The organism is Methylocystis sp. L43, assembly GCF_015709525.1.
Taxonomy (GTDB): Bacteria; Pseudomonadota; Alphaproteobacteria; order Rhizobiales; family Beijerinckiaceae; genus Methylocystis.
Genome location: NZ_JADNRA010000034.1, coordinates 271,049 through 286,545, shown reverse-complemented (window position 1 = coordinate 286,545; position 15,497 = coordinate 271,049). Strand labels below are relative to the sequence as shown.

Below are 15,497 nucleotides of genomic sequence, written 5' to 3'. Positions count from 1 at the left end.
ACGGGCGCCTTGACTTCCGGAAAGAAAGAATGACCGCAGCCGTCGCGACGAAACTTGAAGCCGCCGATTGGACGACCGATGCGAAAGAGGCGCTGGCCGCCGTCGAGGCGCTTTACAAGGATGCGCTTACGAGCGTGCGCGCCCGCGTCACCAAGGACGGCAAGCTTTCCAGCGAACTGATCGAGGCCGACCAGCACGCCGCCCACGGGCTCGCCTGGCTCGCGACCTATGTGCAGGGGCTGCGCGAACTCATCGACTATGCCGAACGCCTCTCGGCGGAGGGCGCCTATGGCGAGACCGAGGAGCTTTTGAACCAGATCGGCTTCGCCGAATTCCTCGCGCAAGTTTACGGCGGCATTCCGATGAGCCAGGGCGAGATCGTCCGGCTCAGCGATTTCGGCCTGTCGAGCCAGCAGATCGCGGCGCGGCGTCCCGCCTGCGTCGACCGGCTGATCCTTACCGGCAATACGCCGGCGAACCGCGCTCGCCTCGCCGAACTCATCGACCACCATGCCGCGGCCGAGACCATCGGCGCGTCGGGCCTCGACGAGACGCTGGAGGCGATCCGCAGCGAGATGCGCAAATTCGCTTCCGCCAATGTCACGCCCTATGCGCACGACTGGCATTCGAAAAATGACTACATCCCGCTCGACGTCATCTCCGGCCTTGCCGAACTCGGCGTCTTCGGCCTGACGATTCCCGAAGAATATGGCGGCTCCGGCATGGGCAAGATCGCCATGTGCGTCGTCTCCGAGGAGCTGTCGCGCGCCTATATCGGCGTCGGCTCGCTCGGCACGCGTTCGGAAATCGCCGCCGAACTGATCCTGGTCGGCGGGACAGAGGCGCAGAAGGAGAAATATCTCCCAAAGATCGCCGCGGGCGACATCCTGCCGACCGCCGTCTTCACCGAGCCCAACAACGGCTCCGACCTTGCCGGCCTGCGCACCCGCGCGACGCTCGAGGGCGGCGTCTACAAGGTCTTCGGCAACAAGACCTGGATCACCCATCCGGTGCGCGCCGATGTCATGACGCTGCTCGTGCGCACCAATCCGAACGAGAAGGGCTATAAGGGCCTCTCCATGCTGCTCGCGGAAAAGCCGCGCGGCGCCGACAGCGATCCTTTCCCCGCCAAGGGCATGACCGGCGGCGAGATCGAAGTGCTCGGCTATCGCGGCATGAAAGAGTTCGAAATCGGCTTCGACAATTTCGAAGTGCCGGCTGAAAATCTTCTCGGCGGCGAAGAGGGCAAGGGCTTCAAGCAGCTCATGGAGACCTTCGAGTCGGCCCGCATCCAGACGGCGGCGCGCGCGCTCGGCGTCGCTCAATGCGCCCTCGACCTCGGCTTGAAATACGCCAAGGAGCGCATTCAGTTCGGCAAGCCGCTGTTCTCCTTCCCGCGCGTCTTCAACAAGATCGTCTCGATGGCGATCGAGATTCACGTCGCTCGCCAGATCACCTATTTCGCCGCGCGCGAGAAGGATGAGGGCAAGCGCTGCGATCTCGAGGCGGGGATGGCGAAGCTGCTTGGCGCGCGCGTCGCCTGGGCGGCGGCGGACAACGCCCTGCAGATCCATGGCGGCAACGGCTTCGCGCTCGAATATCCGGTCTCGCGCGTGCTCTGCGACGCCCGCATCCTTAATATTTTTGAAGGCGCGGCGGAGATTCAGGCGCAGGTGATCGCGCGGCGGCTGCTGGAGGGATAAGGGCGACGAACGAGAATGGGGAACGGGCGAAATGCCGGTCATCTTTCGACAGGACGGCTTTCGCTTCTTTTTCTATTCAAATGAAGGCAGCCCGCTCGAGCCGATCCATGTGCATGTGCGAAAAGGCGAGGGCGACGCGAAGTTTTGGCTTTCGCCCATCAGCCTCGCCGCCAGCGATGGTTTTGACGCGCGGACCTTGCGCCAATTGGAGAAAATCGTCCAGGATCGCGCAACCTTCATAGAAAGGGCCTGGCATGAGCATTTCGGCTAAGTCCCTACGCTTTGACGACGACAGCATGTGGGTCGAACTGTCGGATGGACGCACGCTCGGCGTTCCGCTCGTTTGGTTCCCGCGTCTTTTGCATGCGACACGGGCGCAGCGCCTCGCTTACGAGATCAGCCGCAAAGGGCTGCACTGGGACGAACTCGACGAGGATATCTCCATCGAAGGATTGCTCGCCGGCCGCGGCGACGAGACGCGACACACGCCGGTGGCGGCGCAGTAGGGCGCGAGTAGCGCCGACGGCGACGGGCGAAGCCGATAAACTAAAAGCGCGACGACTTAACTGTTGAAGCGCAGCTTCTCCGCGTCATGCCCGCGCTTGTCGCGGGCATCCACGCGCGCTCATGAGCTGCCGGCTCAGATACTGAAGCTTCTCGTCACCCCTGCGCCAAAATCGCGATCAGCGCGCCCATGGCGAGCATTGAGATCGCCTGCGCGAAGTAAAAGGCGAAGCGGATCGCGGCGACGACATTCGTCTGCTCGAAGAGCAGATGAACCGCGCTCTGGCAGATCCTCGCGATAAGGATGATGATCGCCAGCGCATCGAGGATCGGGCTCGCGACGCGCGCGGCGAGCATCGCGACGACAATCGCGCCGTAGACGGGCAGGTTCTCAACGCAGTTCATATGGGCGCGCACAGCGCGGCGATACCATTCGCCGCCTTGCGGCTCGTCGGCGCGCCAGTCGGAGATCGCCGTGCGACCGGTCAAGATCCGGCTCCAGCGATAAACGCCGACGGTCGTGAAGAGCAGTAGTAGCGTCCAAAGCGCAAAACCGAGCAGGACCCAGACGGGGATGGGCATTGGAGCCTCCTTGAGCCTTCCGTGAAGAGAATGCGCGCGTTAGGGCGCGGGGAACTCGGCGATCGTCCGAACAGTTTGATTATGACATTCGTGAGCGCTCTGGAATAAACAGGCGGCGGCGCGCATAATGTGGCCATGCGCGAAACAGATCTGTTTACATCCAGAATTGAGCCTGACCCCCTCTACGCGGAGCGGTTCCGTTGGACTGTCTGCGAGGGCTCCCAGATTCATCTGCGGTCCCCGCATTCCTACGCGACCAAGCGCGAGGCTGAGCAGGAAGCGGATAAGGCTCTGCAAAAGCTCGCGTCCACATGGACGGGCAAGCGCTGACCAGCCAAAGCGCCCGCGCGACCTCGACGAAGTGTAAAGCGCGTTCGACATCGCCAAGGGGCGCGCTCGAAGACCCGTAGGCTACTTCGCGCTATCTCGGCGCCCAGCCTTTCTTGCGCGCATCCGGCGCCTTACCTTTCCGCTCATGAGCAAGCGCGTCTATCGCCTCGTTGACGGCTCACGCGGGCCACGGCGGGATTTCCGCATCACCGTCGGGCTGCGCGAGGGCTGGGAGTCGGAGGGCCGCGTCTATGACGTTTCCGAAGCGGTGCGCTGCGCGCACGCCTGGATGCGCCGCCGCGTCGAGGCGGGCCAGCCCGCGCTCTCAGGCATGTTCACCCGCGGCGAGGTGACCTACGCCTGGCCCAAGGAGGATGGCACGGTCGGTTCGGACCGCGAGCCGGTCGCGATCCTCACCGGCGAAGCGGTGCACGCCTATCTCGGCGGCATTCCCGACGCGCAGATCGAGGCGATGCTGAATGAACTCGCCGGCGAACTCGGGGCGGCGCTGGGGCAGGAGCGCCTCTATGTCGCCTTCTGCGACAAAACCTGGATTCTCGACTGCGGCGAGGGATAGACGCGACCCTCCCGCGGGCGGCCGCCCTATTCTAAGAGCGACGCCCTCAACCGGAGGCCCTCATGCTCACGCTCTACTATCACACAGGCGCGTGTTCGCTCGCGCCGCACATTGCGCTCGAATGGATTGGCGAACCCTACGAAACCAAGGCGGTGGAGTTCGGGGACAAGGAATATTTGAAGATCAACCCGGCAGGCGCAGTGCCGGCGCTCGACACCGGCGAAGGCTGGATCCTGACCCAGGCCGCGGCCGTGCTGCGCTATCTCGCCGACCGCTTCCCGCAGGCAGATATCGCCGCCGACGGTTCGCCGCGCGACGAGGCCGAGGCCGACCGCTGGTCCTCCTTCATCACCGGCGATCTCCACCCGGCCTTTTTCCCGCTGTTTTTGCCGGACCGCTATACGCGCTCCCGCGAGAAGGAGGCGTTCGACAATGTGCGCGAAGCCGCTAAGGCGCTTGTGCGCAAGAAATTCGATATTGTCGACGCGCATCTTGCGGATCGCCGCTACATGGTCGGCGACAAGCTGAGCTATCTCGACGCCTATGTCTTCCCGATGGAGCGCTGGGGCGCGTCGCTGCTGGAGGACGGGCTGTCGAAATACCCGAATGTTCAGAAGCACCACGACATGATGGCGGCGGACGAAGGGGTCAAGCGCGTGCTCGCCGCCGAAGGGGCGTGACGGCCTGCAATGATCGCCTCTTGCGAGCTTGACCGCGACGGCGGCGGGTGAAAGCTTCCGCTCAGGCTCGGGAGAGATTCATGTCTCGATTTGATAGGAAAGTTGCGCTCGTCACCGGCGCGGCGAGAGGCCTCGGCCGGGTGACGGCGCTCGCCTTCGCCCGCGAGGGGGCGAGGGTCGCGCTTGCCGATATCGACGAGGCTGGCGGGCGCGAGACTCTCGACATGATACACGCGGCGGGCGCCGAGGGGCTCTTCACGCGCGCCGATATGCGGATCGAGCGGGATGTCGAAGCCATGGTCGCGAAGACCGTCGAGGCATACGGTCGTCTTGACTGCGCGGTGAACAACGCCGGCGTCGTCCGCTTCAAACCCATCGCCGATGAGACGGAGGAGGGCTTCAACTTCCACATCGATGTGAATCTGCGCGGCGTGTTCTTCTGCATGAAGCACGAGATCCGCCAGATGCGCCAAAACGGCGGCGGCGCCATCGTCAACCAGTCGTCGATCACCGGCAGCCTCACCGGCAACCCCGCGGAAGGCGTTTATGCCGCCTCCAAGGGCGGCGTCGACGGTTTGACCAAGACGGTCGCGCTCGAGGTCGCCAAGGACAATATCAGCGTCAACGCCATTTGCGCCTGCGGCATCGACGCCCCTGGCGACGTCTTCCATCAATGGATGGAGAAGGAGCACATCAGCCCTGAGCAGGCGGGGAAGCTTTTTCCGATCGGGCGGATGGGCAAGGCCGAGGAGCTGACGGAGGCCGTGCTGTTCCTGTGCTCCGAGCAGGCGCGGTTCATCGTTGGCCACCTCCTCGTCGTCGATGGCGGATGGATCGCCCGCTGAAGAGTGACTCTCCGCCCTTGATTCTCCGCCGCGCCTCCCGTAACGTCGGCTGTGAACAAAAGGGCGGAACGCGGAATGCGCGCAATTCTCGTATTTGAAGCGCCAAGGATGGAGCTGGGCTAGGCCCGGCCTCCGCCAATGGCGCTTGACCCAAGGCCCCAAGAGGGCCTTTTTTGTTGCCCGAAGACGAAAAACATCCTAGTCGCCCGCCGCGAGAAGCAAGACGGAAAATGATGATGTCGAAGGAAATGTCCGGCGCCGAAATGGTGGTCGAAGCCCTGAAGGACCAGGGCGTGGAGATTCTTTTCGGCTATCCGGGCGGCGCCGTCCTTCCGATCTATGACGTGCTCTTCCAACAGGAGAAGGTGCAGCACATTCTCGTGCGCCACGAGCAGGGAGCCGCCCATGCCGCGGAGGGTTATGCGCGCTCCTCCGGCAAGGTCGGCGTGTTGCTCGTCACCTCGGGACCGGGCGCCACCAATACGGTGACGGGCCTCACCGACGCGCTGATGGATTCGATCCCGCTTGTCTGCATCACCGGTCAGGTGCCGACGCATTTGATCGGCTCCGACGCCTTCCAGGAATGCGACACGGTCGGCATCACCCGCCACTGCACGAAGCACAATTATCTCGTCAAGAACATCGCCGATCTGCCGCGCGTGCTGCATGAAGCCTTTTATGTGGCCTCGTCCGGCCGGCCCGGACCCGTGGTCATCGACATCCCCAAGGACGTGCAGTTCGCGCGCGGCGTCTACGCCCCGCCGCGCAGCGCCGCGCACAAGACCTATCATCCCAAGCTCGACGCCGACATGGAGGCGATGCAGCAGGCCGTGCGCATGATGGCGGCGGCGAAGCGTCCGATCTTTTACACCGGCGGCGGCGTCATCAATTCCGGACCCGCAGCCTCGACCCTGCTGCGCGAACTCGTCGGCCTGACGGGCTTTCCCATCACCTCGACGCTGATGGGGCTCGGCGCCTATCCGGGGTCGGGCGAAAATTGGCTCGGCATGCTGGGCATGCACGGCACTTGGGAAGCCAATCACGCCATGCATGACTGCGATCTGATGATCGCGGTCGGCGCGCGTTTCGACGACCGCATCACCGGGCGTCTCGACGCCTTTTCGCCGGGCTCGAAAAAGATCCACATCGACATCGATCGTTCGTCCATCAACAAGAACGTCAAAGTCGATCTCGCCATCGTCGGCGACTGCGCCCATGTGCTCGAAGCCATGGTGCGCCTGTGGCGCGCCGAGGCGATGAGCGCCGACAAGCAGCCGCTCGATCATTGGTGGGCGAAGATCAACGAGTGGCGGGCGCGCAAGTCACTGGCCTTCCGCAATTCGGAAACGGCGATCAAGCCGCAGCACGCGGTGCAGCGGCTCTATGCGCTGACCAAGGATCGCGACGTCTATGTCACGACAGAAGTCGGGCAGCATCAGATGTGGGCCGCCCAGCATTATCATTTCGAAGAGCCGAACCGCTGGATGACGTCGGGCGGACTCGGCACCATGGGCTACGGTCTCCCGGCGGCGATCGGCGCGCAGCTCGCGCACCCCGGTTCGCTCGTGATCGACATCGCCGGCGAAGCCTCGATTCTGATGTGCATTCAGGAAATGTCGACGGCGATCCAATATCGCCTGCCGGTGAAGATCTTCATCCTCAACAACGAATATATGGGCATGGTGCGCCAGTGGCAGGAGCTTCTGCATGGCGGGCGCTATTCGCATAGCTACTCCGAGGCGCTGCCCGATTTCGTCAAGCTCGCTGAAGCCTTCGGCGCTAAGGGCATCCGCTGCTCTGATCCCGCCTCGCTCGACGCCGCGATCCAGGAGATGCTCGACTATGACGGACCGGTGATCTTCGACTGCGTCGTCGACAAGGTCGAGAATTGCTTCCCGATGATCCCCTCCGGCAAGGCGCATAACGACATGCTGCTCGCCGATCTTTCCGACGACGCCGGGATAGAGATCGGCGCGGTCATCGACGAAAAAGGCAAGATGCTTGTTTAGGCGGTCGGGTTTCGGCGATCGGCAGTCGTAGCGCTGCAATCGATTGCCGACTGCCGATTTGCCGACCGCCCAGGAAAAAAGATGAACGCTCCTGCTTCTCCGCCATCCCCCTATTCCGCGGCCGCGCCGAACTCCAAGGTCGAGTCGCATACGCTTTCGGTGCTCGTTGACAATGAGCCGGGCGTGTTGGCGCGCGTCGTCGGCCTGTTTTCCGGCAGGGGCTACAATATCGAGAGCCTCACGGTCGCCGAAGTCGCCCACGCCGAACATCTCTCGCGCATCACCATATTGACCTCCGGCGCGCCGGAGACGATCGACCAGATCCATCATCAGCTCGAGCGACTCGTCCCCGTGCATCAGGTGACAGACCTCACCATGTCGATGCGTTCGCTCGAACGCGAACTCGCCATGGTCAAAGTCAAAGGTCGCGGCGAGCACCGCACCTTCGCGCTACAGCTCGCCGAGGCCTTTCGCGCCCGCATCGTCGACGCGACGACTGAGAGCTTCATTTTCGAATTGACCGGCAAACCGCACAAGATTGATGAATTTATCGACCTGATGCGTCCGATCGGGCTCGTCGAGGTCTCTCGCACAGGCGTCGCCGCCATCTCGCGCGGGCCCGATCCGATCTAAGGCTCGAGAATTTTGACCTTGCCGGGCGGCCCGCGTAGAAGGAGCCCGCCAGCGAATTCGACGGCGCGCGGGGCGCGCCGTTCCCCCAAGAGCGCACGCACATCAAGGAAGCAGAGCACATGCGCGTTTATTACGATCGGGACGCCGACATCAATTTGATCAAAGGCAAGAAAGTCGCCATCGTCGGCTACGGCAGCCAGGGCTTCGCGCATGCGCTAAATCTCAAGGAGTCCGGCGTCGCGGAGGTCGCGGTCGCGCTGCGCCCCGGCTCCGCCTCGGCCGCGAAGGCGGAGGGCGCCGGCCTCAAGGTCATGACCGTCGCCGAAGCCTCCAAATGGGCCGACGTCATCATGATGCTGACGCCCGACGAACTGCAGGGCGAGATCTACGCCAATGAGATGGCGCCGAACCTGAAGCCGGGAGCGCTGCTGCTCTTCGCCCACGGCCTCAACATCCATTTCAACCTGATTGAGCCGCGCAAGGATATCGACGTCGCCATGATCGCGCCGAAAGGCCCGGGCCATACGGTGCGCGGCGAATATCTCAAGGGCGGCGGCGTGCCCTGCCTGATCGCGGTGCATCAGGACGCCTCCGGCAACGCCAAGCAGATTGCGCTGTCCTATGCGGCGGCGATCGGCGGCGGCCGCGCCGGCATCATCGAGACGACCTTTCGCGAAGAATGCGAAACGGATCTATTTGGCGAGCAGGTCGTGCTCTGCGGCGGACTCGTGGAATTGATCCGCGCCGGATTCGAGACGCTGGTCGAGGCCGGCTATGCGCCGGAAATGGCGTATTTTGAATGTCTTCATGAAGTGAAGCTGATTGTCGACCTCATCTATGAGGGCGGCATCGCCAACATGAACTATTCGGTTTCGAACACGGCCGAGTATGGCGAATATGTCACCGGTCCGCGCATCATCACCAAGGACACCAAGGCCGAGATGAAGCGTGTGCTTGACGATATTCAATCGGGCAAATTCACGCGTGATTGGATGCTGGAGAACAAAGTCGGCCAGACCTCCTTCAAGGCCACGCGCGCGCGAAATAACGCGCATCCAATCGAAGAGGTCGGGCTTCGCTTGCGCGGCATGATGCCCTGGATCGGCAAGAATAAGTTGGTCGACAAGGACCGCAATTAGCGCATAATGATCCCAAAAAGGCGAACGCGCACTCGGGTTTGGGGCGTTGCCGAGGCGCAGTCGGCGCATCACGCATCGACAAATGCATCGCCATAGCGGGGGATGAATGCACGGGCCGGGCGGGCGGTCGAGTCATGTTATCGAGAGCGAAACGCGTCGGCGCGTACATGAGATTGTACGGAGCCGCATGACGTACGACGTCTCGACATTGGTCGAACATTTCGTCGAAGACGTCGAGTTGAACTACAGCTGCTCCCGACTTGGCGTGCTTCCTCCGGGACAATGGCGCGGGAGAGATGCGCTGCGCGCGCATTTGCGCCGCGTCGACATTGATTATGAACCGCTCGACGCGGAAATCCTCGCGGTTCTCGTCGAAGGCGACAATACCGTGGTGCGATGGATCAGCCGGTGGCGCCACCGCGCCACCGGCCATATCCACAGCATGGACATGGCGCATTTTCTGCGCTGGCGGAACGGACTCGTTTCCGAAATGTACGAGTTCCGGGATCAACGTTGCGTCGCGCGCGGCGCCGATTTCCTGCCGCAAAGCCTCGACGACATTCTCAACCCCCGCAGCCCGGGACTGACGCGCGATGAAATGGCGCGCCGACTGATCGCCATGGGCAGTTTCTCCCGCAGCCCCGACATCGCCCTGTTCCGTGAGCTGTGTTCGCCTGACGTCGTGTGCGAATTCGTTGGCGACCGCACGGCGGTTTCGCACGCCGGACGACATCGCGGCATAGAGGCGCTGATCAATATCGTGCGCACGATCGAGGTCGAGTTCGAGCAACTCGGACTCGCGATGCCCGAGGTTATCGTCGACGGCGGCGCCGCCGCTGCGCGTCGGATCGTCGAATGGCGTCATCGCGGCACAGGCCGTTGCGGCCAAGTTCAGCTTGCCGACTTCGTGCGCTTCGAGGACGGCCGCATTGTCGAGATCGTCGAATTTCGTGACAGCATGGCGCTTTTGCAGATGCAGGCGTAACGAAGCGCGTGACGTGTGCGATGCGATTTAGGCAGTCCAGCCGAACTCAGCCCAGATTTGACGGCGTCGTGCGCCGTTGCGGCCAAGGAGCGGCCCGCCCGTGATCATCGAAGTTGTGGATTTCGATCGGCTCGAGTGTCGCTTTGTCGATCATCGCTGGGGCTTCGTTGAGGAGCGCGCCGTCGACATCAAGCGCCACTGGGAGGGGCGTCGCCGCGCCAATCCGGCGCTCTACGACGGCTCGGTGATGCTCGCCTGCCGCGTCGAGCGGGCGATCGGCGAGGACGGCGCGCGCATCTTGCGCATGGCGTTCTTCGAGACGCCTTTCTCGAGCTTTCTTGCTTGGCGAGAATTCGGCTGGCCGGACGAAGCCGTATACAATTGCTTCTCGATGCCGGCGGCGCGCGCGCGCGACGGCGCCTATCTCCTCGGGGAAATGGGGCCAAGCCACTCATTCGCCGGTCATCTCTATTTTCCCTGCGGCACCCCCGACCCTTCCGACGTCGTCTCGGGCGGTCGCGTCGATCTTGCCGGCAGTCTTGTGCGCGAACTCGCAGAAGAGACGGGCCTCGCCGCTTCGGAAGCGCATGCGTCGGCCGGCTGGACGGCGATATTCGATCGCCAGCATGTCGCCTGCGTCAAGAGGCTGGATTTCGATGCGCCGTCGCACGCCCTCCTCGCCAGGGTGAAGGCCTTTATCGCGACCGAAAGCGCGCCCGAACTCGCGGACGCGCATATGGTTTCGAGCTTGACGGCGCTTTCCGACCCGCGCCTGCCCGCCTTCATGGTCGCGTATCTTTCGCGCGCCCTCGCCGGCGCGGATGAAATTCCGCTGGGCGCGGGTTAGATTTGCGCCAATGACTCGACCGCAACACTTCGGCGTCCTCCTTTCAGCTCCGCAAGCGATGAATGATGAGCGTGCTTTGGCCGTGCGCGCCGCCCTGAACGGCAGGGTTATCGTGCTTGTCGGCATGATGGGCTCCGGCAAGAGCGCCATCGGCCAGAGGCTGGCCGCGCGGCTCGGCCTTCCCTTCGTCGACGCGGACGCCGAGATCGTCGCCGCGGCGGCCGGCATGTCCATTCCCGAGATTTTCGCCAAATATGGCGAGCGCTATTTTCGCGACGGCGAGAGGCGCGTCATCATGCGGCTTCTGAACGGCGGCCCGGTCGTGCTCGCGACCGGCGGCGGCGCGTTTCTCGACCCGCGCACGCGCGATCGCATCGCCGAACGGGGGGTATCGGTGTGGCTTGACGCCGATCTGAAGACCTTGCTGAAGCGCGTGCGCCGCAAGAATGATCGTCCTCTGCTGCAAACGGACGATCCCGAGGAGACGCTGCGCCAGTTGCTGGACGCGCGACGCCCCGTGTACGAGCTCGCCGATCTTCGCGTCGAGTCGCGCGAAATGCCGCAGGATGCGATGGTCGATGATACGCTCGCCGTTCTCGCCGCAGGCTTGCCGAGTTTGGAAGACTTGCGACAGCGGGCGCAAAGCAAAGGTTTCGCCAAGGCCATGACGCATCTGTATCCCGCGCGCGCCGAAGGCGACGCCCGTCGCCAGGAAATTGTTCGGGTCGCGCTCGGCGGGCGTTCCTACGACATCATCATCGGGGACGGGCTGCTGCAGCGCGCTGGCGATTACATTGCGGAGATCGCGCCCGGCGCCGCATGCGCCGTCATCACTGACGAGAATGTCGCCAGACTGCACCTTCCGACGGTTGAGCAGAGTCTGAAGGACGCCGGCCTGCGCGTGACGACCATCATCGTTCCGCCTGGCGAGGCGTCAAAATCGCTCTCGGTTTATGGTCGCGTCTGCGACGACGTGCTGGCCGCAAGGATCGAACGGCGCGATCTGATCGTCGCGCTTGGCGGCGGCGTCGTCGGCGACCTCGCCGGATTTGTCGCCGCGAGCGTGCGGCGCGGCTCGCGCTTCGTGCAGATTCCGACGACGTTGCTGTCGCAGGTCGATTCTTCGGTTGGCGGCAAGACGGGGATCAATTCGCGCCATGGCAAGAATTTGATCGGCGCCTTTCATCAGCCCTCGTTGGTTCTGGCCGATGTCGACACGCTGCGGACGTTGCCGCTGCGTGAGTTCCGCGCCGGCTACGCCGAGGTCGTGAAATATGGCCTGATTGGCGACGCCCGGTTCTTCGATTGGCTCGACGCCGACTCGGACGCGGTGTTCCAGAGTCAGGCGGAACAGATTTGCGCCGTCGCGGTGAGCTGCGAGACCAAGGCGACGATCGTCGCGCGCGATGAAACGGAGCAGGGCGAACGGGCGTTGCTCAACCTCGGTCACACATTCGGCCACGCCTTCGAGCGCCTGACCGATTACAACAGCGCGCGCCTGGTTCACGGCGAGGGCGTTGCGATCGGCATGGCTTGCGCCGCGCGCTTCTCCGTGCGCCGCGGTCTATGCCCCGAGGCGGCGGCGGAGCGCGTCGAACGCCATCTGAAGGCCGTCGGCCTGCCGACGAAGATCCACGACATTCCGGATTGGCGCGACGACGCCCAGGCCATTCTCGACGCCATGTATCAGGACAAGAAGGTCGAGCGCGGCGCGCTGACTTTCATTCTCTTGCGCGGCATCGGCCAGGCGTTCATTGCAAAATCCGTCAACGCCGATGAGGTGCTTGGCTTTCTCAAAGACGAGCTAAAGCGGACATAGCGCCATGCATGGGCTCGAACCCGGCGCGCCGCCGGTCGACATATGGACTGCGGTTGGCATCGTCATCGTCTGCGTATTCCTGTCGGCGGTCTTTGCGGGGTCGGAGACGGCGCTCACCGCCGCGTCGCACGCCCGGATGCACTCGCTTGAAAAAGAGGGCGATAAGCGCGCCGCCGCCGTCAATCGGCTGCTGCGCCAGCGAAACCGAATGATCGCCGCGCTGTTGCTTGGCGGCACCCTGGTCAACATCGGCGGCTCCGCTTTCACCACGAGCGTGCTGGTCGTCGTCGCGGGCGACAATGGGGCGGTGTATGCGACCGTCATCATGACCGTGCTGCTGCTTGTGTTCGCCGAGGTTCTGCCGAAAACCCTGGCGATCAACCATCCCGACGAAACGTCGCTGCGCGTCGCGAAGTTTATTGCGCCCTTCGTGCGAGTCGTCGGGCCGCTCCTCGCGGGCGTCGAATATATCGTGCGCACGGTGCTCGCGTTGGCGGGCGTCGAGGTCGGCCATGGCCGAACGGTTCGCTCGCCCTATGATGAATTAAAGAGCGCCGTCGATATTCTGCATGACGAAGGCAATGTCGAGCGCGCCGCGCGCGACATGTTCGGCGGCGTCCTCGATTTGCAGGTGCTGCATGTGTCCGACGTGATGATCCACCGCACCAAAATGCGCACGATCGACGCGGATCTGCCGCCGGACCAGATCGTGCGCGAGGTGCTGTCGTCGCCCTTCACCCGGATGCCGCTCTGGCGCGAGCGACCGGACAATTTCGTCGGCGTGCTTCATTCGAAGGACATGCTGCGGGCGCTGAACGCCGCAGGCGGCGACGCCTCCAAGCTTGACGTCGGCGAGGTGATGTTCGCCCCGTGGTTTGTGCCTGAGGCGACGACGCTCGAGGATCAGCTCGAAGCCTTTCTAAAACGCAAGACGCATTTCGCCTTGGTCGTCGACGAATATGGCGAGGTGATGGGACTCGTCACGCTCGAAGATATCCTCGAAGAAATCGTCGGTGACATTCGTGATGAACATGATCTCGCGGTGCAGGGCGTGCGTCCGCAGCCCGATGGGTCGGTGCTGGTCGACGGCGCCGTGCCGGTGCGCGATCTCAATCGCGTCATGGCGTGGGAGCTGCCCGATGAGGAAGCGACAACGATCGCGGGACTCGTGATCCACGAGGCGGGCGCGATTCCGGAAGCGGGGCAGGTCTTCACCTATCACGGTTTCCGTTTCGAGGTGATGCGAAAGATCAGGAATCGCGTCACCGCCTTGCGGGTGACGCCGCAGCAAGCCGTATAACGATGCGCGCGGGGATCGCTTTTAAATTTCCGCGGATAATTCAGCTTGCAGGCCTTCGGCGCGATACGAGAGCCTGACGTCTCCGCCCATCTGGCGCGCGAGCACATTAGTGATCAGGAAATGCCCGACTCCCGTTTGCTCGGGGTTTTCGACCTTTGGTCCCCCTGTCTCCGTCCAATTCAAGATAAGACGCGGACGATCCTCTTCGCGATCGATACGCCAGCTGATCGCAATCCGTCCGTCGTCGTCGGACAGCGCTCCGTGCTGCTCGGCGTTGGCGAGCAGTTCGTTGATGGCCAGACCCAAGGCGGAGGCGACTGCGGAGCGCAATTCCACGTCTTCGCCCGACAGTGAGATACGGTCGGCGTAGTCGTGGCTGCCGCAAGATAGCGCAATCATGAGCAGGTCTTTGAGCGGCGTTCGTTCCCAAGAGGTCTGCACGAGCAGCGTGGAGATGCGGCTCAGACACTGCACGCGGTGCGAGAAGCCTTGCTGAAAGCTCGAAAAGTCTTGCGCCGTGCGCGCCGTGATATTGGCGATTCCCTGGATCATCGCGAGCGAATTGTTCACCCGGTGATGCAGCTCGCGGTTCATCATCTGATTGTGCATCTCCGCGTTCTTGATCTCGTTGACGTCGGTGACGGCGACGATCGCGCCGATAACGGCGCCCTTGTCGTCGCGGATCGGCGCGCCGACGATGTTGATCCAGACGTAGGCGCCGTCGCCGCGCTCGATCTTGCACTCGAGCTGCGGATGGTTCTCCCCAGCAAGGGCCCGCGCGAGCGGGTATTCCTCATTCGCGACCGGGCGGCCGTCCTGATGAATCGCGTTCCATTTGGAATAGGCCTGGGTGTTTTCCGAGTAGCGCACAGGGCGACGCAGGATCGCTTCGATGACGTGATTGCCCTCGACGATTCGTCCGCTAGGGGCTTCGGCGATGATGATTCCGACCGGCACGGCGTCAAGCAGCGCGCGCAGTTGCAGATTCGTTCCGGCGCGGCTGACGATCGTCGAGCTTTTCATCAGTAGATCGTTCAGCTCGGACAGCCTCTTGCGCTTTTCGCGCAGGCGCTCGTCCATGTCCTGAATGCTATGCGCGATTGCATCGACCTCGGGAACGCCGGTGTCGCTCCAGTGCGAGGCGCCGCGCGCTTCCACGGCCAGACTTAATTCCGCGAGTTCATGTTGCGCCCTTTGCGCTTTCCGGCGTTGTCTCACCAGCCAGAAAATGACCGCAAGGGTCGTCGCCAGCGCGGCTGTGAGCGCGCCAACGATTAGGCGCCAGACCTCGGGGATGTTGGCTGCGCCCTCCGCGGCGCGGGCGGCAGGCGTCATGGCCAGCAAGAGCGCCAGCGCAGCCGGAAGGGCGACGACCGCTTGCGCCCGCGCGTCGGCTTTCGCCGTCGCCGCCACGGGCGGCGACCGCCGGGCTGATTGACCGTTGCGGCCTTCCGTCATTTACGCTGCCAAATCTCGGGACCCTGCCGGGCGTAACCGTCAGATAGCGCGGATTCTTGGTCGCGCATCCCACGCGAAGGCTTCGC

15 protein-coding genes are annotated in these 15,497 nt (G+C 63.4%); 13 read left to right on the top strand and 2 right to left on the bottom strand.

The genetic code is table 11. The features are described from left to right. Positions 1 to 29 precede the first annotated feature (29 nt). The 3 genes from IYX23_RS16130 to IYX23_RS16120 are packed head-to-tail and all read left to right on the top strand — an operon-like array spanning position 30 to position 2,209. Positions 30 to 1,703, top strand: coding sequence for an acyl-CoA dehydrogenase family protein (locus tag IYX23_RS16130; protein WP_196393499.1), 1,674 nt, complete (start codon positions 30 to 32; stop codon positions 1,701 to 1,703). Positions 1,704 to 1,734: 31 nt separating this feature from the next. Beyond that, positions 1,735 to 1,974, top strand: a complete 240-nt coding sequence (locus IYX23_RS16125) for a DUF4160 domain-containing protein (protein WP_196393500.1) — start codon at positions 1,735 to 1,737, stop codon at positions 1,972 to 1,974. Then, positions 1,958 to 2,209: a DUF2442 domain-containing protein gene (locus tag IYX23_RS16120; protein ID WP_109024415.1), complete on the top strand. Its 252-nt coding sequence runs from the start codon at positions 1,958 to 1,960 to the stop codon at positions 2,207 to 2,209. Before IYX23_RS16125 ends, IYX23_RS16120 begins: the two co-directional genes overlap by 17 nt. Before the next feature lie 154 nt (positions 2,210 to 2,363). Here IYX23_RS16120 and IYX23_RS16115 read toward each other — a convergent pair whose 3' ends face one another. After that, entirely contained in the window at positions 2,364 to 2,789 is a 426-nt protein-coding gene (locus IYX23_RS16115) for an MAPEG family protein (RefSeq protein WP_196393501.1), read from the bottom strand. A 475-nt stretch (positions 2,790 to 3,264) separates the two neighbouring features. On the opposite strand from IYX23_RS16115, the gene IYX23_RS16110 reads away from it, so the two are divergent. From IYX23_RS16110 to IYX23_RS16065, 10 genes are all read left to right on the top strand, one after another. Continuing rightward, the gene (locus tag IYX23_RS16110) at positions 3,265 to 3,696 is read left to right on the top strand and encodes a hypothetical protein (protein WP_196393502.1); all 432 of its coding nucleotides are present in this window, start codon (positions 3,265 to 3,267) and stop codon (positions 3,694 to 3,696) included. A 62-nt stretch (positions 3,697 to 3,758) separates the two neighbouring features. Next, positions 3,759 to 4,376, top strand: a complete 618-nt coding sequence (locus tag IYX23_RS16105; protein WP_196393503.1) for a glutathione binding-like protein — start codon at positions 3,759 to 3,761, stop codon at positions 4,374 to 4,376. Between the two features lie 80 nt (positions 4,377 to 4,456). Next, a complete protein-coding gene (locus IYX23_RS16100; RefSeq protein WP_196393504.1) occupies positions 4,457 to 5,221 on the top strand; it encodes a glucose 1-dehydrogenase in 765 nt (254 codons plus the stop codon). A 236-nt stretch (positions 5,222 to 5,457) separates the two neighbouring features. Then, positions 5,458 to 7,230 carry an acetolactate synthase 3 large subunit gene (locus IYX23_RS16095; protein WP_196393505.1) on the top strand — a complete coding sequence of 591 codons (1,773 nt, stop codon included), beginning with the start codon at positions 5,458 to 5,460 and terminating at the stop codon, positions 7,228 to 7,230. An 81-nt stretch (positions 7,231 to 7,311) separates the two neighbouring features. Further along, the gene (gene ilvN, locus IYX23_RS16090; protein WP_196393506.1) at positions 7,312 to 7,863 is read left to right on the top strand and encodes an acetolactate synthase small subunit; all 552 of its coding nucleotides are present in this window, start codon (positions 7,312 to 7,314) and stop codon (positions 7,861 to 7,863) included. Between the two features lie 119 nt (positions 7,864 to 7,982). Further along, positions 7,983 to 9,002, top strand: a complete 1,020-nt coding sequence (ilvC, locus tag IYX23_RS16085; RefSeq protein WP_196393507.1) for a ketol-acid reductoisomerase — start codon at positions 7,983 to 7,985, stop codon at positions 9,000 to 9,002. Between the two features lie 187 nt (positions 9,003 to 9,189). Next, the gene (locus IYX23_RS16080) at positions 9,190 to 9,987 is read left to right on the top strand and encodes a nuclear transport factor 2 family protein (RefSeq protein WP_246716874.1); all 798 of its coding nucleotides are present in this window, start codon (positions 9,190 to 9,192) and stop codon (positions 9,985 to 9,987) included. Positions 9,988 to 10,087: 100 nt separating this feature from the next. Then, entirely contained in the window at positions 10,088 to 10,834 is a 747-nt protein-coding gene (locus tag IYX23_RS16075) for an NUDIX hydrolase (RefSeq protein ID WP_196393509.1), read from the top strand. A gap of 10 nt (positions 10,835 to 10,844) precedes the next feature. Beyond that, positions 10,845 to 12,653, top strand: a complete 1,809-nt coding sequence (aroB, locus tag IYX23_RS16070) for a 3-dehydroquinate synthase (RefSeq protein ID WP_196393510.1) — start codon at positions 10,845 to 10,847, stop codon at positions 12,651 to 12,653. Between the two features lie 4 nt (positions 12,654 to 12,657). Beyond that, on the top strand, positions 12,658 to 13,953 hold the full coding sequence (locus IYX23_RS16065) for an HlyC/CorC family transporter (protein ID WP_196393511.1): 1,296 nt from the start codon (positions 12,658 to 12,660) through the stop codon (positions 13,951 to 13,953). A 21-nt stretch (positions 13,954 to 13,974) separates the two neighbouring features. Here IYX23_RS16065 and IYX23_RS16060 read toward each other — a convergent pair whose 3' ends face one another. Continuing rightward, positions 13,975 to 15,411: an HWE histidine kinase domain-containing protein gene (locus tag IYX23_RS16060; RefSeq protein ID WP_196393512.1), complete on the bottom strand. Its 1,437-nt coding sequence runs from the start codon at positions 15,409 to 15,411 to the stop codon at positions 13,975 to 13,977. Positions 15,412 to 15,497 lie beyond the last annotated feature (86 nt).